Source organism: Actinotalea ferrariae, assembly GCF_019733465.1.
GTDB classification, from domain to species: Bacteria; Actinomycetota; Actinomycetes; order Actinomycetales; family Cellulomonadaceae; genus Actinotalea; species Actinotalea ferrariae_A.
In genome coordinates this window covers 1-19,739 of record NZ_JACVQL010000086.1, presented here as the reverse complement: position 1 = coordinate 19,739, position 19,739 = coordinate 1, and the positions used below count along the sequence as shown (strand labels likewise).

18 protein-coding genes and 1 pseudogene are annotated in these 19,739 nt (G+C 74.6%); 6 read left to right on the top strand and 13 right to left on the bottom strand.

Annotated features, from left to right (window positions below; genetic code table 11):
• Positions 1-199, top strand: a pseudogene (locus tag ICW40_RS07765) (hypothetical protein); the annotation flags it as partial.
• A gap of 57 nt (positions 200-256) precedes the next feature.
• Here the strand turns inward: ICW40_RS07765 and ICW40_RS07760 are convergent.
• The 6 genes from ICW40_RS07760 to ICW40_RS07735 all read right to left on the bottom strand — a co-directional run bounded on the left by ICW40_RS07760 (position 257) and on the right by ICW40_RS07735 (position 6,358).
• Positions 257-460 (bottom strand): cold-shock protein, encoded by a 204-nt coding sequence (locus tag ICW40_RS07760; protein WP_199423750.1) that lies wholly within the window; start codon positions 458-460, stop codon positions 257-259.
• Positions 461-638: 178 nt separating this feature from the next.
• A complete protein-coding gene (locus tag ICW40_RS07755) occupies positions 639-2,015 on the bottom strand; it encodes an MFS transporter (protein ID WP_221653258.1) in 1,377 nt (458 codons plus the stop codon).
• On the bottom strand, positions 2,012-2,950 hold the full coding sequence (locus tag ICW40_RS07750; protein WP_221653257.1) for a proteasome assembly chaperone family protein: 939 nt from the start codon (positions 2,948-2,950) through the stop codon (positions 2,012-2,014). The genes ICW40_RS07755 and ICW40_RS07750 overlap by 4 nt, the downstream gene beginning before the upstream one ends.
• A gap of 84 nt (positions 2,951-3,034) precedes the next feature.
• Positions 3,035-3,472, bottom strand: coding sequence for a response regulator (locus tag ICW40_RS07745; RefSeq protein ID WP_221653256.1), 438 nt, complete (start codon positions 3,470-3,472; stop codon positions 3,035-3,037).
• Complete coding sequence (locus tag ICW40_RS07740) at positions 3,465-5,162, bottom strand: sensor histidine kinase (RefSeq protein ID WP_308121698.1); 1,698 nt, start codon at positions 5,160-5,162, stop codon at positions 3,465-3,467. Before ICW40_RS07740 ends, ICW40_RS07745 begins: the two co-directional genes overlap by 8 nt.
• A gap of 14 nt (positions 5,163-5,176) precedes the next feature.
• Positions 5,177-6,358, bottom strand: coding sequence for a PP2C family protein-serine/threonine phosphatase (locus ICW40_RS07735; protein WP_221653255.1), 1,182 nt, complete (start codon positions 6,356-6,358; stop codon positions 5,177-5,179).
• A 234-nt stretch (positions 6,359-6,592) separates the two neighbouring features.
• Here ICW40_RS07735 and ICW40_RS07730 point away from each other — a divergent pair, with 234 nt between their 5' ends.
• A complete protein-coding gene (locus ICW40_RS07730; protein WP_221653254.1) occupies positions 6,593-8,905 on the top strand; it encodes a HelD family protein in 2,313 nt (770 codons plus the stop codon).
• Here ICW40_RS07730 and ICW40_RS21485 read toward each other — a convergent pair.
• Positions 8,884-9,759: a matrixin family metalloprotease gene (locus tag ICW40_RS21485; RefSeq protein WP_221653253.1), complete on the bottom strand. Its 876-nt coding sequence runs from the start codon at positions 9,757-9,759 to the stop codon at positions 8,884-8,886. The genes ICW40_RS07730 and ICW40_RS21485 overlap by 22 nt on opposite strands.
• A gap of 82 nt (positions 9,760-9,841) precedes the next feature.
• On the opposite strand from ICW40_RS21485, the gene serA reads away from it, so the two are divergent.
• Positions 9,842-11,041: a phosphoglycerate dehydrogenase gene (gene serA, locus ICW40_RS07720; RefSeq protein ID WP_221653252.1), complete on the top strand. Its 1,200-nt coding sequence runs from the start codon at positions 9,842-9,844 to the stop codon at positions 11,039-11,041.
• A gap of 10 nt (positions 11,042-11,051) precedes the next feature.
• Here serA and ICW40_RS07715 read toward each other — a convergent pair whose 3' ends face one another.
• Positions 11,052-11,300: a DUF5302 domain-containing protein gene (locus tag ICW40_RS07715; RefSeq protein ID WP_221653251.1), complete on the bottom strand. Its 249-nt coding sequence runs from the start codon at positions 11,298-11,300 to the stop codon at positions 11,052-11,054.
• Between the two features lie 136 nt (positions 11,301-11,436).
• On the opposite strand from ICW40_RS07715, the gene ICW40_RS07710 reads away from it, so the two are divergent.
• Both ICW40_RS07710 and ICW40_RS07705 read left to right on the top strand, forming a co-directional pair.
• On the top strand, positions 11,437-12,450 hold the full coding sequence (locus ICW40_RS07710) for an aldo/keto reductase (protein WP_221653260.1): 1,014 nt from the start codon (positions 11,437-11,439) through the stop codon (positions 12,448-12,450).
• An 854-nt stretch (positions 12,451-13,304) separates the two neighbouring features.
• A complete protein-coding gene (locus ICW40_RS07705; protein ID WP_308121697.1) occupies positions 13,305-15,038 on the top strand; it encodes an AMP-binding protein in 1,734 nt (577 codons plus the stop codon).
• Positions 15,039-15,065: 27 nt separating this feature from the next.
• Here ICW40_RS07705 and ICW40_RS07700 read toward each other — a convergent pair whose 3' ends face one another.
• The 3 genes from ICW40_RS07700 to ICW40_RS07690 form a co-directional block, all read right to left on the bottom strand.
• The gene (locus ICW40_RS07700; protein ID WP_221653250.1) at positions 15,066-15,596 is read right to left on the bottom strand and encodes a hypothetical protein; all 531 of its coding nucleotides are present in this window, start codon (positions 15,594-15,596) and stop codon (positions 15,066-15,068) included.
• A 69-nt stretch (positions 15,597-15,665) separates the two neighbouring features.
• Entirely contained in the window at positions 15,666-16,148 is a 483-nt protein-coding gene (gene nrdR, locus ICW40_RS07695) for a transcriptional regulator NrdR (protein ID WP_221653249.1), read from the bottom strand.
• Between the two features lie 138 nt (positions 16,149-16,286).
• Positions 16,287-16,736, bottom strand: coding sequence for a LysM peptidoglycan-binding domain-containing protein (locus tag ICW40_RS07690; RefSeq protein ID WP_221653248.1), 450 nt, complete (start codon positions 16,734-16,736; stop codon positions 16,287-16,289).
• 313 nt (positions 16,737-17,049) lie between these two features.
• On the opposite strand from ICW40_RS07690, the gene lexA reads away from it, so the two are divergent.
• A complete protein-coding gene (gene lexA, locus ICW40_RS07685) occupies positions 17,050-17,802 on the top strand; it encodes a transcriptional repressor LexA (RefSeq protein WP_221653247.1) in 753 nt (250 codons plus the stop codon).
• A 58-nt stretch (positions 17,803-17,860) separates the two neighbouring features.
• On the opposite strand, the gene ICW40_RS07680 is transcribed toward lexA, so the two are convergent.
• Complete coding sequence (locus ICW40_RS07680; protein WP_221653246.1) at positions 17,861-18,886, bottom strand: L-lactate dehydrogenase; 1,026 nt, start codon at positions 18,884-18,886, stop codon at positions 17,861-17,863.
• Positions 18,887-18,973: 87 nt separating this feature from the next.
• Positions 18,974-19,739: ATP-dependent DNA helicase (locus ICW40_RS07675; protein WP_221653245.1), on the bottom strand; the 766-nt coding region annotated here is incomplete at its 5' end.

Sequence of the window (19,739 nt, the reverse complement as noted above, 5' to 3'; positions counted from 1 at the left end):
TCGCGGGACGGACGGCGGCCCGGACGGCCTCGCGCGCCGCCTGCGCACGCTCGCGGTGCCTGCCGCGCTGCTCGTCGGCGACGAGCTCGCCGCGTTCGCCGGGACGACGCCGCCCCTGCGCGACGCCGCGCCGGAGCTCGAGGCGCCGGACGGTGACGTCCCGGAGGACGGCGCCGATCGCGAGCACGGCGAGGGCTGACAGACGACGAGGCCGCACCCCTGGGGCGGGGTGCGGCCTCGTCGTCGGACGGTTCGCTCAGAGCGGGCGGACCTTCTCGGCCTGGGGGCCCTTGGGGCCCTGGGTGATCTCGAACTCGACCCGCTGGGCCTCCTCGAGCGTCCGGTAGCCCTGCGTCTCGATGGCGGAGTAGTGCACGAAGACGTCAGCGCCGCCGCCGTCCTGGGCGATGAAGCCGTAGCCCTTCTCGCCGTTGAACCACTTCACAGATCCCTGCGCCATGCTGTTCCTGTCCTTCTGTCCATCCGGGGGACGTTGATGACCCGGCCTTGTACCCGGTCCTCGCGCCGCAGTGCTTGCACCCACGTCCTCCAGAGGCGGACAGGCCGAGCCCTAGCAACATCGAAAGCATGGCACGGTCGCCTCTGCGGGCGCCAGAGCCGACGCGCACCTGTGCAGGTCAGCGGCCCGCCGGGAGATCACCCGACCGGCCGTCCGCCGTGGGCTCGCGGCCGTCCCCCGCGAGCTCGGGGGCGTCCGCCGCGCGCGCACCCCGGCGCCGGGCGAGCACCTCCCGGACCGGGGGCACCACGACGCCCTGCGCCGCCATGACGCGGCGGGTCGCCCGGCGGCTCATGAGCACGCCGACGAGGCAGACGACCCAGGGCACCACCATCACGGCGAAGGCGGGTCGGAACGCGTCGAGCGACAGCGGGGCCGCGCCGCGGGCCTCGGCCACGTCCAGCACGACCCCGACGGCGAGCACGGACAGCACGGCCATCGCGAAGCCCCCGACGTTGACCAGCCCCGTGGCGGTGCCGAGACGTCCGCTGCGGTTGAAGGTGCGGGCGTAGTCGAAGCCGATGGCGGAACCGGGTCCCCCCACGCCGAGCACGACGACGAGCGCGGCAAGGAGCCACACCGGGCTGCGTCCCGGGTTGAGCAGCACCGCGGCCCAGGCGGCAGCCGTCGCGAGCGCGATCGCGATGACCATCCACGAGCGGCGCAGCGGGTGGCGGCCCGTGAGGGCGCCGACGACCGGACCGGACGCGACGACGGCGAGCACGTTGAGCGTGAGCAGACCCCCGGCCTGCGCCGGCGACAGCCCCTGGGCGCGGGTGAGGAAGGGGTAGCCCCAGAGCAGCACGAACACGGTGAGCGAGAACTGGCTCAGCGCGTGCGACCAGAAGCCGAGCCACGTCCCCGGGACGCCGGCCACCTCCCGGACGGGTGCCACGACGCCGCCCCCGACGCTGCGCACGACCACGCCGGGCGGCGCGTCCCGCACGACGCCCCAGGCGAGCGCGGAGGCCATCAGCCCGACCGCCGCCAGCCCCACGAACGCCCGCGTCCAGCCCGCGGCGTGCAGGACGGCCACGAGCGGCAGCGCGGCGAGGACCTGGCCGCTCTGCCCGACGATGCCGGTCAGCTGGGTGAGCAGTGGCACGCGCCGGGGCGGGAACCAGGCCGCCACGAGCCGGATCACCGAGACGAACGTCGCGGCGTCCCCGGCGCCGATGAGGACACGCGCGGTGTAGGCGAGCGTGAGGTCGTCCGCGACCCCCAGGAGCAGCTGGCCGAGCGCCATGAGCAGGGCGCCCGTGCCGATCATGGCGCGCGCGCCGAAGCGGTCCAGGAGCACGCCCGCGGGCACCTGCAGCGCGGCGTACACGGCGAGCTGCACGACGACGAACGTCGACAGCACGGTGGCGCTCACGCCGAAGCGCTCGGTCGCCTCGACGCCGGCGACCCCGAGGGAGCCGCGGTGCAGCACGGCGATCGCGTACGCGGCGAGGGCCGCGCCGAGGACCAGCCCCGAACGACGGGGCGACGTCACCGGTCCTGGCCGTCCCCACCCTGCTGCTGCGCGAGGAACCGCTCGAACTCGGCACCGAGCTCGTCGGCGGTCGGGATCTCCGCCTGCTCCGCCAGGAGGTTCGGTCGGCCGATCGCCCGGGAGAACGAGTCGTACTGCTCCTCGAGCGCCTGCACGACGGCGGCGATCTCCTCGGAGCCCTCGACCTGGCGCTCGATCTCCTCGGTGGCCTCGCGGGCCGCGGTCTCGAGCGCGGCGTGGTCGAGCTCGAGGCCCGTCGCGCGCTCGACCTGCTGGAGGGCGACGAGCGACGCCTGCGGGTACGCGGACTGCGCGAGGTAGTGGGGCACGTGCACCGCGAAGCCCATCGCGTCGTGCCCCCACCGGCCCAGCCGGTACTCGAGCAGCGCGCTGGCGCTCGCGGGGACCTGGACGCGGCCGAACCAGGACGCGTGCTCGGTCACGAGCTCGGGGCGGGTCGCGTGCGCGGTCACGCCGAGGGGGCGCGTGTGCGGGACGCCCATGGGGATGCCGTGCACGCCCACCGACAGCGGCACGCGGAAGCGCTCCACGATCTCGCGCACGGCGGCGACGTACCGCTCCCACTGCACGTCGGGCTCCGTGCCGTGCAGCAGCAGGAAGGGCACCTTCTCGCCGTCGCGCACGACGTCGACCGCGAGGTACGGCTCCTCGTAGTCGGACCACGTGGTCGAGTCGAAGACCATCGTCGGGCGCCGCGAGCGGTAGTCGAGGAGCGCGTCGACGTCGAACGTCGCGAGCCGCTCCGTCTCGAACCGCTCGGCGAGGTGCTCCGCGGAGAGCTGGCCGGCGCTGCCGGCGTCGACGAAGCCGCGGACCATGTGCAGCAGCACGGGCCCTGGCCCGGCCTCCGCGCGCAGGCTCAGGTCGCGGGCGACGTCCTCGTCGATCGTGTAGATCTCGCTGGGGTCACGCATCACGTCCTCCGTCCTGCTCGGTCAGGGATCGACCGGTCCCTCGACGTCAGCCTCAACGCCGGCTGGACGCCGTGCATTCCGCCGTCATCTCGACGGCAGGCGCACCACCGAGACGAAGAAGTCGTCGATCTGGCGCACCACGTCGATGAACCGCTCGAAGTCGACGGGCTTGGTCACGTACGCGTTGGCGTGGAGGGAGTAGCTGCGCAGCACGTCCTCCTCCGCCTCCGAGGTGGTGAGGACGACCACGGGGATGCGGCGCAGCTGCTCGTCCGACTTCATCGCCGCGAGCACCTCCCGACCGTCCATCCGCGGGAGGTTGAGGTCCAGCAGCACGAGGTCGGGCGTCGGCGCGTCGGCGTGCTCGCCCTCCTTGCGCAGGAACTCGAGCGCGCTCACGCCGTCGCTGACGACGGCGAGGCGGTTGGCGACCTTGTTCTCGGCGAACGCCTCGCGCGTCATGAGCACGTCGCCCGGGTCGTCCTCGACGAGGAGGACGTCGATCGTCTTGTGCTCAGTCATGCGGGATGCCCTCCGGGTCCGATGGGACGGGCCCCCGCACGGCGTGCGGCTCCTCGTCCGTGGCCGACCCTACGGGATGGTCCGTGCCGCGGCCCGCCGCCACGGCGACCGCCGACGACGTGGCGACGTCGGTGCCGGCCGCCGGGAGCGTCCACCGGATGGTCGTGCCACCGTCCGCCGGCTCGGGGTCGATCCAGATCTGGCCGCCGTGGTACTCGACGATCTTCTTGCACAGCGCGAGGCCGATGCCGGTGCCCTCGTAGACCTCCTTGGCGTGCAGCCGCTGGAAGATCACGAACACCCGTTCGGCGTACTGGGGGTCGATGCCGATCCCGTTGTCGTGGCACGCCAGCTCCCACTGGTCGCCCGTGCGCCGGGCCTCGAGCCGGACCCTCGGGGCACGGTCGGGGTGGCGGAACTTCAGGGCGTTGCCGACGAGGTTGGCGACGAGCTGCACGAGGAGCGGGAGCTCGCCCCGGACCGCCGGCAGACCGTCCGAGACCACCTCGCCCCCGGTCTCCTCGACGACCCGGTCGAGGTCGGAGCGCACCTGGTCGAGCACCGCGTCGAGGTCGACGTCGGACAGCTCGCCGCCGATCCGGCCGACGCGCGAGAAGCCCAGGAGGTCGTTGATGAGCCGCTGCATCCGCTTGGCGCCGTCGACCGCGAACGCGATGTACTGGTCGGCGCGCTCGTCGAGCTGGCCCTCGTACCGCTTGGCCAGGAGCTGCGTGAAGCTCGCGATCTTGCGCAGCGGCTCCTGGAGGTCGTGGGACGCGACGTAGGCGAACTGCTCGAGGTCACGGTTGGAGCGCCGTAGGTCCTCCGCCTGCTCGACGAGCTGCGCGTGGGACTCCTCGAGCGCCACGCGGGACCGGCGAGCCTCGCCGATGAGGTCCACGAGCCGCAGCCGCATCTGCTCGACGTCGCGACCGACCTCGCCGACCTCGCCCGGTCCGGTCACCGCCACGGGGTGCTCGACGTCGCCGTCGGCCACGATGCGGGCGTCCGTCGCGAGCACCCGCAGCGGCTCGGTGACCCAGCGGCGCAGGAAGACCCAGAGCAGCACCCCGACCGCGACGGCGCCCGCGGCGAACGCGAGCAGGACGCCGCGGACGACCGCGGTCCACGCGGCCAGCTCCTGGACCGCCTCCTCCCGCAGGTCGCGCACCGTGTCGATGTACTCCTGGAGCGGCCCGCGCAGGTCGTCGAACAGGACCCGGCCCCGCTCGATCTCCTCGGGGGCCACGCTGCCCGCGCCCTGCGCCTGCACGAGGGCGATCGTGGGCTCGGCGAACTCCTCGTACCAGGTCAGGGCGGCCTCGGCCGCCTCGGCGCGGAGCTCGAGGGCGCGGTGGTCCGCCCCGAGCTCGGCGACGAGCGCCTGCTCGACGTCGGCGCCGGTCGTGCCGTCGCTCGGCGTCTCCAGCAGGCGGTTGAACGGCTCCAGCGTGGTGGGGTCGCCGGTCAGGGCGTAGCCGCGGACGGCCGTCTCGGCGTCGACGAACGAGATGTAGGCAGAGTCGGCCTGGGTGACGGCGTCGAAGTAGACGCCCGTGACCGCCTGCTGACGGTCGGCGAAGCTGACCAGGGCCCAGAGCGCGGCGACGAGGAGCGCGGCGAGCACCACGCCGGCGATGCCCATCGCCAGACCGAGGCGACGCCGCAGGGACGTGCTGTCGTCGACCACGGGCGCGTCCGCCGTCACCGCCCGCCCCAGCCGAGCAGCACGAGCGCCGTGTCGTCGACGAGGTTCCCCCCGTGGCGCGCCGTCACCGCCTCGAGCACGGAGTCCACGAACGACGGGCCGGCGGGGTCGGCGCCCGGCGCCGCCTCCGTCGCGAGCTGCTGCTCCATGACGCGCTGCAGGCCCTCCTCGCCGAGCCGCGTGAGCCCGTCGTCGACCGTGGTCTCCAGCACGCCGTCGGTGAACATGATCACCCGCCAGCGCTCCTCGAGCTCCACCCGCTGGGGCTGCCAGCCGCCGAGCACGGGGATGCCGAGCGCACGTCCGCGCGTGTCAGACGGGAGCGACGTCGTCGGCACCCCGAGCAGGAAGGGGGTCGGGTGGCCGCACAGGTACAGGTCGAGGGAGCGACGGTCGGGCGCGACGACGACCTGGACCAGCGTGGCGAAGATCTCGGGCCGGCCGCGCTCGGCCGTGAGGATCTGCTCGACGACGTCGAGCACCTTGGCGGGCGAGAGGCCCGCGAGCACGGACGTGCGCCACGCCGTGCGCAGCGTCGCGCCGAGCGCCGCCTCGTCCGGACCGTGCCCGGCGACGTCGCCCACGACCGCCGCGACGGAGCCGTCGTCGCGCTCGACGACGTCGTAGAAGTCGCCGCCGAGCAGGCCGTCGCGGCCCGCGCGGTAGCCGACGAGCACCTCGAGGGCGCCGTCGCCCACGAGCGGCGTCGGCAGCAGGGCGCGCTCGAGCCGCGTCGTCTCGTAGTTGCGGACCTGCGCGCGGTACAGCTCGCGCTCCTGCCGCTCGGCGCGGCGGCGCTGGATCGCGTAGCGCACGGACCGGGTGAGCAGCTCGGCGTCGACCTCGCCCTTGACGAGGTAGTCCTGGGCGCCCGCGGCCACGGCGCGCAGGCCCTGGCCGGTGTCCGACAGGCCCGTGAGCACGACCACCGCGGGGATCGACGGGGCCTCGAGCACGCGCTCGAGCGCGTCGATCCCGACGGCGTCGGGCAGGCCCAGGTCCAGCAGGATGCAGTCGACGTCGAGGTGCACGAGGGCCTCGTCGACGGTGCGCGCCCGGACGAGGTCGACCGGCACGTCCGCGTCGGCGAAGAGCTCGGACACGAGGAAGGCGTCCCCGTCGTCGTCCTCGACGAGGAGGACGCTGATCGGGCGCGGGTTGATCTCGTGGTACGGCACTGGCCACCCTTCGCGCTCGCCCGGCTCGGTGCCCTGCAGGCACGCGCCGATCCTAGGGGCGCACGACAGGTCACGCTCCCAGGTACCTGCCGCGAGTGCGGCGTGGGACGGTGCTCCGGACCGCAGGACCACCCGGCCGGGGGCCGTCCCGTCACCCGGGTGCACGAACGTCGGCGCCCGCGCGAGGGCGGATAATGGACGGCCGCATCCGGCGAGTCGACCCCAGGGGGGCCCGTGTCATCCAGGCAGGACCAGCTGCGTCAGGAGCAGGACGCGGTCGACGTGCGGTACACGCGGCTCGACGCGCTGCGAGCGCAGGCCCGGGCCCGTCTCGCGCGCGTGCGCCGCGTGGGACCGTCCGGCTCGCCGCAGAACCGGTCGGAGCGCGACGCCTTCGCGACCCTCTACGAGGACCGGCTCGCCCAGCTGGAGGCGGTCGAGCAGCGCCTCTGCTTCGGCCGGCTCGACCTCACCGACGGCGCCGTGCGCTACATCGGCCGCATCGGGCTCACGGACGAGGAGCACACCTCGCTGCTCACCGACTGGCGGGCGCCTGCCGCGCAGGCCTTCTACCGCGCCACCGCGGCGCAGCCCGACGGCGTCCTGCGGCGCCGGCACCTCGTCACCCGCGGTCGGGTCGTCACGGGCCTCGAGGACGAGGTGCTCGACCTCGAGGCGCTCGTCCGCGACGCCGGGGCCGACGACGACGGGTCCGGCGAGGACGGACGCAGCGTCGACGGCGTGCTGACCGGTCTCTCGGGGGAGGGTGCGCTGCTCGCCGCGCTCTCGACCGGCCGGACGGGCCGCATGGGCGACATCGTCGCGACCATCCAGGCGGAGCAGGACGCGATCATCCGCTCGGAGCTCGCCGGAGCGCTCGTCGTCCAGGGCGGCCCGGGGACGGGCAAGACGGCCGTCGCGCTGCACCGCGCCGCCTTCCTGCTCTACGCGCACCGCCGGATGCTCGAGCGGTCGGGCGTCCTCGTCGTCGGCCCGAGCCACACGTTCCTGCGCTACATCGACCAGGTGCTTCCCTCGCTCGGCGAGACCGGCGTCGTCACGGCCACGGTCGCCGACCTCGTGCCCGGCGTCCGGGCGACCGCCACGGAGAGCGACGAGGTCGCCGAGATCAAGGGTCGCGCCGTCATGGCCTCGGTCCTCGCGCGCGCGGTGCGCCAGCGCCAGCGCGTGCCCGCCGAGCCCGTGACCGTGCGGGTCGACGGCCGCGAGGTGACCATCACGCCCGCCGACGTCGCCGACGCCATCCAGCGAGCGCGCCGGACGGGGCGGCCGCACAACCTCGCGCGGGTGACGTTCGTCAAGGACATGCTGCAGCGACTCGCAGGGCAGTACGTCGAGCAGCTCGGCCAGGGCGTCGGGGCCGAGGACCGGGCCGAGGTCGTCGAGGAGCTGCGCACGATGCGCGAGGTGCGGATCGCGCTCAACCTCGCCTGGATGCCCCTGACGCCGCAGAAGCTCGTGGGCGACCTGCTCACCCGTCCCGCCCGGCTCGACGCCGCGGCGCGCGAACTGAGCCGGCGCGAGCGCGCCCTGCTGCTGCGCGACCCGGAGCACGGGTGGACCGCCGCGGACGTCCCGCTGCTCGACGAGGTCGCCGAGATGCTCGGCGAGGACGACCAGGCCGCGCGCGCCCAGGCCGCCGAGGAGGCGCGGCGGCGCAACCAGGACCTCGAGTACGCCCGGCAGGTGCTCACCTCGTCCGGCGCCGGACGCGGCCTCGTCAGCGCGGAGGTGCTCGCGGACCGCTTCAGCGAGGGCGGTCCGCTGCTCACGACGGCCGAGCGCGCCGCCGGCGACCGGACGTGGACCTACGGGCACGTCGTCGTCGACGAGGCGCAGGAGCTGTCCGCCATGGCCTGGCGGATGCTGCTGCGCCGGTGCCCGACCCGCTCGATGACGATCGTGGGCGACGTCGCCCAGACCGCCTCCACGGCCGGCGCCCGGTCGTGGGCGCGGATGCTGGACCCCGTGCTGCGGGGCTCGTGGCGGCTCGCCGAGCTCACCGTGAACTACCGCACCCCCGCCGAGGTCGCGCGCACCGCGCAGCGCGTGGCGCGCGCGGCGGACCTGCCCGTGAGCCCGCTGACCTCGGCCCGCGAGGTCGAGCACGCGCTCGAGGTCACGACGGTCGACGCGGTCGACGGTGCCCTCGTCGAGGCCGCGGCGACCGCGCTCCGGGTCGCGGGCGTCACGGGCCCCGGCGCGCAAGAGGGCGGCCGGGTCGCCGTCATCGCCGCGCCCGCGCGCGTGCCCGGCCTCACCCGGCTGCTCGAGGCCTCTCCGCTCGCGGGCTCGCTGGGCGCGACGACGAACGGGTCGGTCCTCGACGCTCCGCTCGCCGTGCTCACGCCGCGCGAGACCAAGGGCCTCGAGTTCGACGTCGTCGTGCTGGTCGAGCCTGCCGACCTCGAGCCGGTCCCGGGCGACCTCTACGTCGCGATGACGCGCCCCACGCGCAGGCTGCACGTGCTGACCACGGGCGCCCTCCCGCGGGGCCTCGACCCTCAGGACTCGCAGGCCACCTGACCGAGCAGGGCGAGACCCTGCCGGTCCCCCGGCCCCAGGTCGGTGCGGCTCGAGGTCACGGGGTGCATGAGCTCGCCGGCGTCGTCGACGTGGTCGAGGCCGAGCACGTGCGCGAGCTCGTGCACCACGATCGCGCGCGCCTGGGCGGCGCCCCCCTCGCGCTCGAGGAGGCCGCCGATGTCCTCGGCGTCGAGCACGAGCCGTCCCGCCGCGAGCCACGTGCCGGCACCGTCCGCGCCCGGGACCGCCGCCGAGCCGCCGACCCCCGCGACCTGGCCCTCGAGCTCGGGCACGGTCGCCTCGTCGGACCACGCGACGAGGACGGGCGCCCACCCCTCGCCGTACCGCTCGGGCTGGATCAGGGGCCGCTCGAGCAGGGGCGGCTCGTCGGTCGTCCCGACGGCGACGAGTGCCAGCCCGCTCGCGGCCTGCACCTGGGCGACCGCCTCGTCGAGCAGCGCCTGACCGCCTTCGGGCATCCCGTCGGGCCGCAGGACGAGGCGCACGGGTCGGCACGGGTCGTAGCCGACCGGCGCGCCGTCCGGCGCGGTGTGCAGGAAGGCGTGCGAGCCCGACGTCGTCACCGGCACGGCCGGGAGCGGACGGCCCTGGGCCGGCTCCGGGAGCGGCACGGCGACGGCCTCGCCGTCGATCTCGACGTAGGCGCGCGGCCGGACCAGGGACGCGAGGTCACCGTCGCTGACGTGCACGGCCCAGCCCGCGCCGACCGCCAGCAGGAGGAGCGGCACGAGCACCAGCCCACGCCGGCGGCGCGGTGCAGCGGCCGTCGCCACGTGTCCGGGGGCACGCCCCGGCACGGCCGGGTCCTCCCCCTGCGCGCCCCGTCGCTCCACGGCGGCAGTCTCGCGCCCTCGCGGGCGTCCCGCCTGTCGGGCCGATTTCCGCCGGGGCCCGCCGTCGCGTCACCATGGCACCGTGCTGCGCGCCCTGCTCCTCGAGAGCCTCCACCCCCTGGCCACGACGATCCTGCAGGGCGACGGCGTCGAGGTGACGTCCCGGACGGGCGCGCTGGACGAGGACGAGCTCATCGAGGCGCTCCAGGGCGTGCACCTCCTGGGCATCCGCTCCAAGACGCAGGTGACGCCGCGGGTCCTCGAGTCCGCACCCGACCTGCTCGCCGTGGGTGCGTTCTGCATCGGCACGAACCAGATCGCGCTGCGCGCGGCCGCCGAGCGCGGGGTGGCGGCGTTCAACGCCCCGTTCTCGAACACGCGCTCGGTCGTCGAGATCACCCTCGCCGAGATCATCGCGCTCACGCGCCGCCTGACCGAGCGCGACCGCGCGCTGCACGCGGGCGTCTGGGACAAGTCGGCCGAGGGAGCGCACGAGGTCCGTGGGCGCACGCTCGGCATCGTGGGCTACGGCAACATCGGCACCCAGCTGTCCGTGCTCGCCGAGGCCCTCGGCATGTCGGTCGTCTTCTACGACTCGGCCGAGAAGCTCTCGCTCGGCAACGCGCGCCGCATGTCGTCGCTCGACGACCTGCTCGACGTCGCGGACGTGGTCACGCTGCACGTCGACGGGCGCGAGGGGAACGCGGGGCTGTTCGGAGCGGCCCAGTTCGCCCGGATGAAGCCGGGCGCCATCTTCCTCAACCTGTCCCGCGGCTTCGTCGTCGACTACGGCGCCCTGCGCGAGCAGGTGCTCGCCGGGCACATCGGCGGTGCCGCGATCGACGTCTTCCCCGAGGAGCCCAAGCGTCGCGGCGACCCGTTCGAGTCGGACCTGCGGGGCCTGCCGAACGTCATCCTCACGCCGCACATCGGTGGTTCGACCGAGGAGGCGCAGGAGGCGATCGGGCAGTTCGTCGCGAACAAGCTGCGCGACTACGTGGCCACGGGGTCGACCACGCTGAGCGTCAACCTGCCGAACCTCGCGCTCGCCGCCGGCACGGGGTCGCACCGCCTCGCGCACCTGCACCACAACACGCCGGGCGTCCTCGCGGGGATCAACCAGACCCTCGCGGAGCACGGCGTCAACATCGAGGGCCAGCTGCTCGCGACGCGCGGCGAGCTCGGCTACGTCGTGACCGACGTCGCGGCCGACCTCGGGCCGGACGTCTGCGACGTGCTGCGCACCATGCCGCAGACGATCCGGCTCCGCGTCCTGTCCTGAGGCCGGGCCCTCAGCCCGTCTTGCGCCGAAACGTGCGCTTGCCCGGTCCCGTCGTCTCGGGACCGTGCACCGTGCCCGTGTTGGCGCGGCCCTGGGCGCTGCGGTGCGCGGCGCCCTGCTTGCGCTCGAGCGCCTCGCGGAACCGCGCCTTGGCGTCCGCGCCGACGGCGCCGGGACGCTCGTCCGTGTGTTCGCCGGACGCGCCGCCCGGGGTCTCGTCGCCGGTCCGCGCGGGTCCGTTGCGGTCGTCGTCGGCCATGGCCACCTCCGTGGTGTCGTCCTGCTGCCCGCCTCGTGCGGCCGTCAGCAACGCTACGCGACACGATCAACGCTTTTCGCCGAGAACGACGGCGTAGCGTCGGGGTGTGGCCCCCGAGCAGCGTCCGACCCCCGCCATGACCTACCGCCGCGCCGGCCGCTCCGGGCTGGACCTGCCCGCCATCTCGCTCGGGCTGTGGCAGGGCTTCGGTGCGGACAGGCCGTACGCGACCCAGCGCGAGATCGTCCTGCACGCGGTCGAGCGTGGCGTCACCCACCTCGACCTCGCGAACAACTACGGGCCACCGCCGGGCGCGGCCGAGGAGGTCATGGGCAGGCTGCTGGCGACCGACCTCCGGGGCCGTCGCGACGAGCTCGTGCTCACCACCAAGGCCGGGTACCGCATGTGGCCCGGGCCCTACGGCGAGCACGGGGGCCGGAAGTACCTCCTCGCGTCGCTCGACGCGTCCCTCGACCGGCTCGGGCTCGACCACGTCGACGTCTTCTACAGCCACCGCTTCGACCCGAGCACGCCGCTCGAGGAGACGATCGGCGCCCTCGGGACCGCGCTCCGGTCGGGCCGCGCGCGCCACGTCGGGATCTCGTCGTACTCGGCGACGCGGACCGTGGAGGCGCTCGAGGTGGCCCGCGACCTGGGCGTCCCCCTGCTGCTCCACCAGCCGTCGTGGTCGATGCTCAACCGGTGGGTGGAGCAGCCGACGGCGCCCGACGGTCGCTCGCTGCTCGACGTCGTCGGCGGTGCGGGCATGGGCCTCGTCGCCTTCTCGCCGCTGGCCCAGGGCCTGCTCACGCGGAAGTACCTCGACGGCGTGCCGGCGGGGTCCCGTGCGTCACGGGGCGGGTCGTTCGACCGCTCGTGGATCACGCCCGAGACGCTCGAGCGGGTCCGCGGGCTCGACGAGATCGCGCGTCGCCGGGGTCGGACGCTCGCTCAGCTGGCGCTCTCCTGGGTGCTGCGCGACCCGCGGACCACGAGCGTCCTCGTGGGTGCGAGCAGCGTCCGGCAGCTCGACGAGAACCTGGCGGCGCTCGAGGGGCCCGATCTCACGCGCGGTGAGCTCGACGCCATCGACGAGCTCGCGGTCGACGCGGGGGTGAACCTCTGGGCCGCCCGGTCGAGCGACCTCTGACGGAACAGGTCCGCGCCACCACGCCGCGACCTCCGCGGCGACCGCTCGCGGCGCGAGGTGGACGCCGAACCCCGCACCGCCGAGGCCGGCGGCGAGCAGCGCCGTCGCCGTCAGCATCTCCGTGGCGTCCTCCACGGTCTCGAGGAGGAACCGCGTGGTCCCCCGGTCGAGCAGCCCCGCGACGCTCGCGCAGGCCTGCGAGAGCACCAGGACGGCGCCGGCCACGCGCAGCAGCCGGCCGGGCCGCCCTCCGGCGGCGTGCGCGACGACGAGCAGCAGGGCGAGCGCCAGGAGAGCGACCCCGGGCTGCGCCACCGAGAGGGTGGTCTCCGCCCCGAGCCGACGACCGGCCTCCTCGTGGACCGACGCGATCTCGTCGGCGCTCGCGGCGGCGCCCAGTGCTGCGACGAGGAGCCAGCCCACGCGAGTCACGCCCCTGGCGCGGCCGACGGCGGCGACGGCCGCCGTGGCCGCGAGCAGGAACAGCGCGGCCGAGAACCACGTCGGGACGTTGTTCTCCCGGTCCATGTCGAGCAGCCGGCTCTCGGCCGTCGCGGCGTTGACGACATGCGCGCCGGCGAGGAGCGCCGTGCCGACGAGGCCGAGGGCGACGCCTGCCGACACGGGGAGGGCTGGCCGGATTCCCATGGATGGACACTAGGTGAGCGCCCGGTGAACGACCATGTCGGTCCGTGGCCGTCGGCGCCGGCGGGCGCACGCGAGCGCGCGATGCGCGTCCGCTCCGTCGGCGTCACGATGAAGGGCCGACCCGACCGACGGCGACCTCGACCGAGCGCGACCGACACCGACCGTACCGGTCGGTAACCTACGCTCGCGTAACCTACGATCCTCACGTGGAGCACAGCGTGGAGCACGACGACGGACGACCGTGGCTCGCCTCGTACGCACCGGGTGTACCGGCCGACGTCGAGGAGCCGGACGAGACGGTCACCCGGACGCTCGAGCGCGTCGTCGCCGAGCACGGCGCGCGGGTCGCCACGGACGTGCTGCGCGCGACCACGACCTACGCGGAGCTCGGGACGCGGGTGGGCCGGGCCGCGGGCGCCCTGCACGCGGCGGGGGTACGACCCGGGGACCGTGTCGCGCTCGTCCTGCCGAACTGCGCGACGCACGTCGTCGCCTTCTACGCCGTGCTGCGCCTGGGTGCCGTGGTCGTCGAGCACAACCCGACCTACACGGCGGAGGAGCTCGGTCACCAGCTGGCCGACAGCGGAGCCACCGTCGCGCTCGTGTGGACCAAGGCCGTGGTCCCCGTGCTCGACGCGCGCGAGGCGACGGACCTCCGGACGATCGTCGCGGTCGACCTCGCCGCCGACCTCCCTCGCACGTCACGGCTCGCCCTGAGGCTCCCGCTGCCCGCTGCCCGGCGCAGCAACGAGGCGCTGCGCGCGCGGGTCCCGCTCGCGCCCGGCGTCACGACCTGGCGCGAGCTGGTGCGAGGGGCCGCTCCCCTGCCCGACGACCACCCGCACCCGGCGCTCGACGACGTCGCGCTGCTGCAGTACACCGGTGGCACCACGGGCACGCCCAAGGGCGCCGTCCTCACGCACCGCAACATCGCGGTCAACGCGGCGCAGGGCCAGGCGTGGACGGGCCACCAGCCCGGGCGCGAGACGGTGTACGCCGCCCTGCCGTTCTTCCACGCATTCGGCCTCACGCTGTGCCTGACCTACGCGGTGCGCATCGCCGCGACCTCGGTGATCTTCCCGAAGTTCGACGTGGACACCGTGCTCGCCGCGCAGCGCCGCCGGCCCGCGACCTTCTTCCCCGGCGTGCCGCCGATGTTCGAGCGGCTCGCCGCCGCCGCCCGTTCCACGGGGACGGACCTCACGTCGATCCGGCAGGCCATCTCGGGCGCGATGGCGCTGTCACCCTCGACGGCGAGCGCGTGGGAGTCCGTCACCGGCGGCATCCTCGTCGAGGGGTACGGCATGACGGAGACGTCGCCCGTCGCGCTCGGCAGCCCCGTCTCGGACGCGCGGCGCCCCGGCACCCTGGGGCTGCCCTTCCCGTCGACGAGGATGCGGGTCGTCGACCCGGAAGACCCGACGCGCGAGGTCGCCCCGGGAGGACGCGGCGAGCTGCTCCTGCACGGGCCTCAGGTGTTCGCCGGGTACTGGCGACGGCCCGAGGACACCGCGGCGGTGCTGGTCGAGCTCGACGGCCGCACCTGGCTGCGCACGGGCGACGTCGTCGTCGTCGAGGAGGGCGGGTTCGTGCGGCTCGTGGACCGGATCAAGGAGGTCATCATCACGGGCGGCTTCAACGTCTACCCCTCCCAGGTCGAGGACCACCTCCGGCTCATGCCGGGGATCGAGGACGTCGCGGTCGTGGGCGTCCCCGGCTCGGGCGACCTCGGGGAGCGCGTGGTGGCGGCCGTCGTCCTCGCGCAGGGCGGGCCGAGCGTGGACCTTGCGACCGTGCGCGAGTGGTGCGAGCGACGGCTCGCCCGGTACGCGCTGCCGCGCGACCTGGTCGTGCTCCCCGAGCTCCCCCGCTCGCAGATCGGGAAGGTGCTGCGACGCGTGGTGCGTCAGCGCGTCATGGACGACGACGACGCCCGCTGACCGACCGTCCGGTCGGTCCCGCCCGGCTCAGACCTGGGAGTCCCCGCGACGCAGCGCCCGGGCCCGGACGTACGAGTGCACCTCGTCGAGCGTCGCGATCTGCTGCTCGCTCTGCACGCTCAGCGCGCGGCACCGCTCAGGATCGATGCCGAGCGACGGTGCGAGGAGCGTGAGGGTCTGCCACAGCCCCCACTTTCCGGTGACCGCGCTGCGGAGCAGCTCGACCTCGAGCAGGGTCGTGAGCGGCGAGTGGCGGGCGGGGCGACCGTTCACCTTGAGCCGGGCGATCCTCTCGCCGAGCCACGTCGCCGCCTGCTTCGGCAGGGCCTGCGTGACGCCGAGCGTGCCGAGCAGCGCGCGGAGCTCCTCGCGCTCGTCGGCGACCTCGGTGGCGACGCGGTCCATCGCCGGGCCGACCGGAGTCCGTGCCAGCGCGTCGGCGGTGCGTCGCATGCGGTGCGATCCCGCGACCGCCCCGGCCAGGTGGTCGTTGAGGTAGACGGCGAGCAGCCGGCGGTCGACCCCGTCGGGGCGTGCCGGCACGGGGTTGTCGGTCATCGCGCCTCCGGCCTCGTGCGTCCCGCCAGCGTCGCACCCACGCGGACGCGACGCGACCGGACCGGGAGGTCAGGCGGAGCCGGCGGCCGCCGGCGCCTCCTCGTCGCCGTGCTCGGCACGGAGCGCCGTGATGGCCGCCTCGAAGTCGTCGAGCGAGTCGAACGCCTGGTAGACGCTCGCGAACCGGAGGTAGGCGACCTCGTCGAGGTCGCGCAGCGGCCCGAGGATCGAGAGGCCGATCTCGTGCGCGTCGAGCTCCGCCGTGCCCGTGCTCCGCAGCGTCTCCTCGACGCGCTGGGCGAGGAGGGCGAGGTCGTCCTCACTCACGGGCCGCCCCTGGCACGCCTTGCGGACGCCGTTGACGATCTTCTCGCGGCTGAACGGCTCCGTGACGCCTGAGCGCTTCACGACCGACAGCGATGCGGTCTCGAGCGTCGTGAACCGTCGGAGGCACTGGGGGCACTGTCTCCGACGACGGATCGAGGACCCGTCGTCGGACGTGCGCGAGTCGACGACCCGGGAGTCCCCGTGCCGGCAGAACGGGCAGTGCACCGGCCCCCACCTCCTCGCGCTGACCGCCACACCGTACGGTCGGGCGCGGGGGGCTGCAAGGAGCGGCTGCGGGGCTGCGACGCGCGGCTCGGGACGGCGTGCCCGCCGTCCGCCCGGCCGAGCGGTGTTCCTCGGCCGTCAGTCGGTGGGGAGCAGGATCTGCTGCCCTGCCTGGAGACCGGCGTCCCCGAGTCCGTTGAGCTCGACCAGCTCGTCCACCACGTCCCTCAGGTCCTCGCCCGGCGCGGCGACCGTGGCGGCGATGCCCCACAGCGTCTCGCCCGCACCGACGACGTGCGTCTGCACCGGGGTGGCGGTGCCCGGGGCGTCCGCGCCGGCGCTCTGCGCGGACAGCCCGACGCCGCCCGCGACGGCCAGGGCGAGCGCCCACACCACCACGCGTCCTCGCCCCGTGAGGCGCAGGGAGCCCGTCGAACGGACTGCCTCTGCGTGTGCGGTGCGCGCGAGGCGGTCGGCGGCCGGGGCCGCCGCAGGGGCGCCCGATGCCGGCGTCGACCCGCCCGTCGACCGTCGGCGCCGGAGCTGCACCGACAGGGCCGGTCCCTCGTCCCACGTGATGGCGCTCATGGTGCCTCCTGGCTCAGATCGAGTCGAACGTCTGTTCGTCGAACGTCTGTACGATGTCTACCACGGCGGCGACACGCTGTCGAGACACGCTCGAACAGGTGTTTGATCACCGTGCGTCGCGCCCCTAGGGTGAGGAGCACGGCGACAGCCCACCACCGACCACCGACACGACCGGTGGGCGGGGCCGGCAGGCCGGCAAGGACAGGCAGGCGCAGGGCAGGACGGCGCAGGCAGGCGCAGGCACGCGCAGGCAGGGACGGACAGAGCACGGGACAGGGCCTGGAGACAGGTCCACGCAGACACGGAGGGGCGCATGGCACCCAGGAGCACACCGCCGACGGGCCAGGACGAGGCGCTCGCCTCCGTCACCGCCCTGCCGGACGGCCCGACCGGCGGGGACGGCCTCACGCCGCGCCAGCGCCTCGTCCTCGACACCATCCGCTCGAGCGTCGAGCGGCGCGGCTACCCGCCGAGCATGCGCGAGATCGGCGAGGCGGTCGGGCTCACGAGCCCCTCCTCCGTCAAGCACCAGCTGACGGTGCTCGAGCGCAAGGGCTACCTGCGCCGTGACCCGCACCGGCCGCGGGCCATCGAGGTCGTGCAGCCCGACGACTCGCGCGCCATCGGTCACCTCGCACCGTCGACCGACGACGCCGGTCCGGACGAGACGGGGATGAGGGACGCGGCTCCCGCGCCGTCGTACGTCCCGGTCGTGGGACGGATCGCCGCGGGTGGACCGATCCTCGCCGAGCAGGTCGTGGAGGACGTCTTCCCGCTCCCGCGTCAGCTCGTGGGCGACGGTGAGCTCTTCCTGCTCAAGGTCGCGGGCGACTCGATGATCGAGGCGGCGATCTGCGACGGCGACTGGGTCGTCGTCCGACGGCAGCCGGTTGCCGAGAACGGCGAGATCGTGGCCGCCATGATCGACGGCGAGGCGACCGTCAAGACGCTCAAGCGCACCGACGGCCACGTGTGGCTGCTGCCGCAGAACGCGGCGTACGCACCGATCCCCGGGGACGACGCCGTCGTCCTGGGCAGGGTCGTCAGCGTCCTGCGGAGCCTGTGAGGGTCGCCTGCGCCGGCCCGACGGGCGGGCGCAGGCGCCCGGCAGCGTCAGCGGCCGGTCAGAGGCCGAACTGGCGTGCGACCTGCCGCAGGCCGTCGGCCGACCGCCGCAGGCCCATCAGCTCGTCGTCGGACATCGCGACCTCGAGGCGCGCGCCGACGCCCTCCCTGCCGACGATCGACGGCACGGAGAGGCACACGTCGGAGATCCCTCGGTAGTCGTCCAACAGTGACGAGACCGGCAGCACGCGGCGCTCGTCCCCCAGCACCGCCTCGATGATGCGCGACCCCGCCAGTGCGACGGCGTAGTTGGTCGCACCCTTGCCGGCGATGATGCGGTAGGCCGAGTTGACCACCTCCTCGGCGATCCGTTCGCGGTCGGCGGGCAGGAGCCGCCCCGTCACGCCGCCGCGACCCGGGATGCCCGGCCACTCCATGAGCGGCACCGACCCGATGGTCGCCGAGCTCCACAGCGGGATCTCGGAGTCGCCGTGCTCCCCGGCGATGTAGGCGTGCACGTTCTGGACCGCGACCCCGGTGTGCTGGGCGATCAGGTATCGGAGCCGGGACGAGTCGAGCACCGTGCCCGAGCCGAACATCTGGTTCGGCGGCAGACCGGAGAACTTCAGGGCCGCGTACGTGACGATGTCGACGGGGTTCGTGACCATGACGTAGACCGCGTCGGGTGCGACGGCGACCAGCTCGGGCAGCATCGAGCGCACGAGCGAGATCGTCGCCTCGGCGAGGTCGAGCCGCGACTGCCCCGGCTTCTGCTTGGCGCCCGCGGTGACGACGACCACGTCGGCCCCCGCGCACACCTGGATGTCGTCGGACCCGACGACGTCGGCCATGGGCATGAACTGGATGCCGTGCCCGATGTCGAGCGCCTCGGCCTCGACCTTCGCGGCGTTGATGTCGTAGAGGGCGACGGTCCGCGCGACGCCGCGCATGAGCGCCGCGTAGGCCATCGTCGAGCCGACGGAGCCGGCGCCCACGACCGCGAGCTTGGTCGTGCGTCGGGTGGGTGACGCGTCGAGCCCCAGGTCGTCCAGCTCCCGCTGCCCTCGGCCTGCCGTGTCCACCATTGCGTGCGCTCCGTCCGTCGGGTGCCCCGTCGGCCCACACCCTACGGCGGCACACGCGTGCCGGCCCACGGGCCGACCGGACGGCGATCAGCCCTCGGTGGTGACCGCCTGCGCCGCGAGACGTTGCAGCGCCGCCCGGGCCACGTCCGGGTCCGTCGTCTGCCAGAACGGCGGCATGGTGCGCGCGAGGAACGTGCCGTACCGCGCGGTGGCGAGGCGCGGGTCGAGCACGGCGACGACGCCGCGGTCGGTGTCGGTCCGGACCAGCCGGCCCGCACCCTGCGCGAGCATGAGGGCGGCATGGGTCGCGGACACCGCCATGAAGCCGTTGCCCCCGGACCGCTCGACGGCCTCGGTGCGGGCGGACCGCACCGGGTCGTCGGGGCGCGGGAACGGGATCCGGTCGATGAGCACGAGCCGGCACGTCGGACCCGGGACGTCGACGCCCTGCCACAGGGACAGCGTCCCGAACAGGCACGTCGCGTCGTCCTCGATGAACCGGCCGACGAGCGTCGGGAGCTGGTCGTCGCCCTGGCACAGCACCGGGACGTCGAGGCGCTCGCGCATCGCCTCCGCCGCGGCCACCGCGGCGCGACGCGACGAGAAGAGCCCGAGCGTCGCCCCGCCCGCGGACTCGACCAGCTCCGCGATCTCGTCGAGCTGCTGGTCGGTCGTCGGCTCGCGCCCCGGTGCCGGGAGGTGCTTGGCGACGTACAGGATCCCCGACCGCGGGTAGTCGAAGGGGCTGCCGACGTCGATCGCCGACCACGGCATAGCCGCGTCGGCCGCGGCCGCGCCCGGCACCGCGGCCGCGCCGGGACGCGGCTCGGTGCCCCGCGGGACGGCGTGGGCC

What these genes read in the sequence shown, in the direction of transcription:
- lexA (WP_221653247.1), top strand. Translation starts at nt 17,050, where the DNA reads ATGGCACCCAGGAGCACACCGCCGACGGGCCAGGACGAGGCGCTCGCC.
- ICW40_RS07710 (WP_221653260.1), top strand. Translation starts at nt 11,437, where the DNA reads ATGACCTACCGCCGCGCCGGCCGCTCCGGGCTGGACCTGCCCGCCATC.
- ICW40_RS07680 (WP_221653246.1), bottom strand. Translation starts at nt 18,886, where the DNA reads ATGGTGGACACGGCAGGCCGAGGGCAGCGGGAGCTGGACGACCTGGGG.
- ICW40_RS07690 (WP_221653248.1), bottom strand. Translation starts at nt 16,736, where the DNA reads ATGAGCGCCATCACGTGGGACGAGGGACCGGCCCTGTCGGTGCAGCTC.
- ICW40_RS07745 (WP_221653256.1), bottom strand. Translation starts at nt 3,472, where the DNA reads ATGACTGAGCACAAGACGATCGACGTCCTCCTCGTCGAGGACGACCCG.
- ICW40_RS07715 (WP_221653251.1), bottom strand. Translation starts at nt 11,300, where the DNA reads ATGGCCGACGACGACCGCAACGGACCCGCGCGGACCGGCGACGAGACC.
- ICW40_RS07760 (WP_199423750.1), bottom strand. Translation starts at nt 460, where the DNA reads ATGGCGCAGGGATCTGTGAAGTGGTTCAACGGCGAGAAGGGCTACGGC.
- ICW40_RS07700 (WP_221653250.1), bottom strand. Translation starts at nt 15,596, where the DNA reads ATGACCGACAACCCCGTGCCGGCACGCCCCGACGGGGTCGACCGCCGG.
- ICW40_RS07750 (WP_221653257.1), bottom strand. Translation starts at nt 2,950, where the DNA reads ATGCGTGACCCCAGCGAGATCTACACGATCGACGAGGACGTCGCCCGC.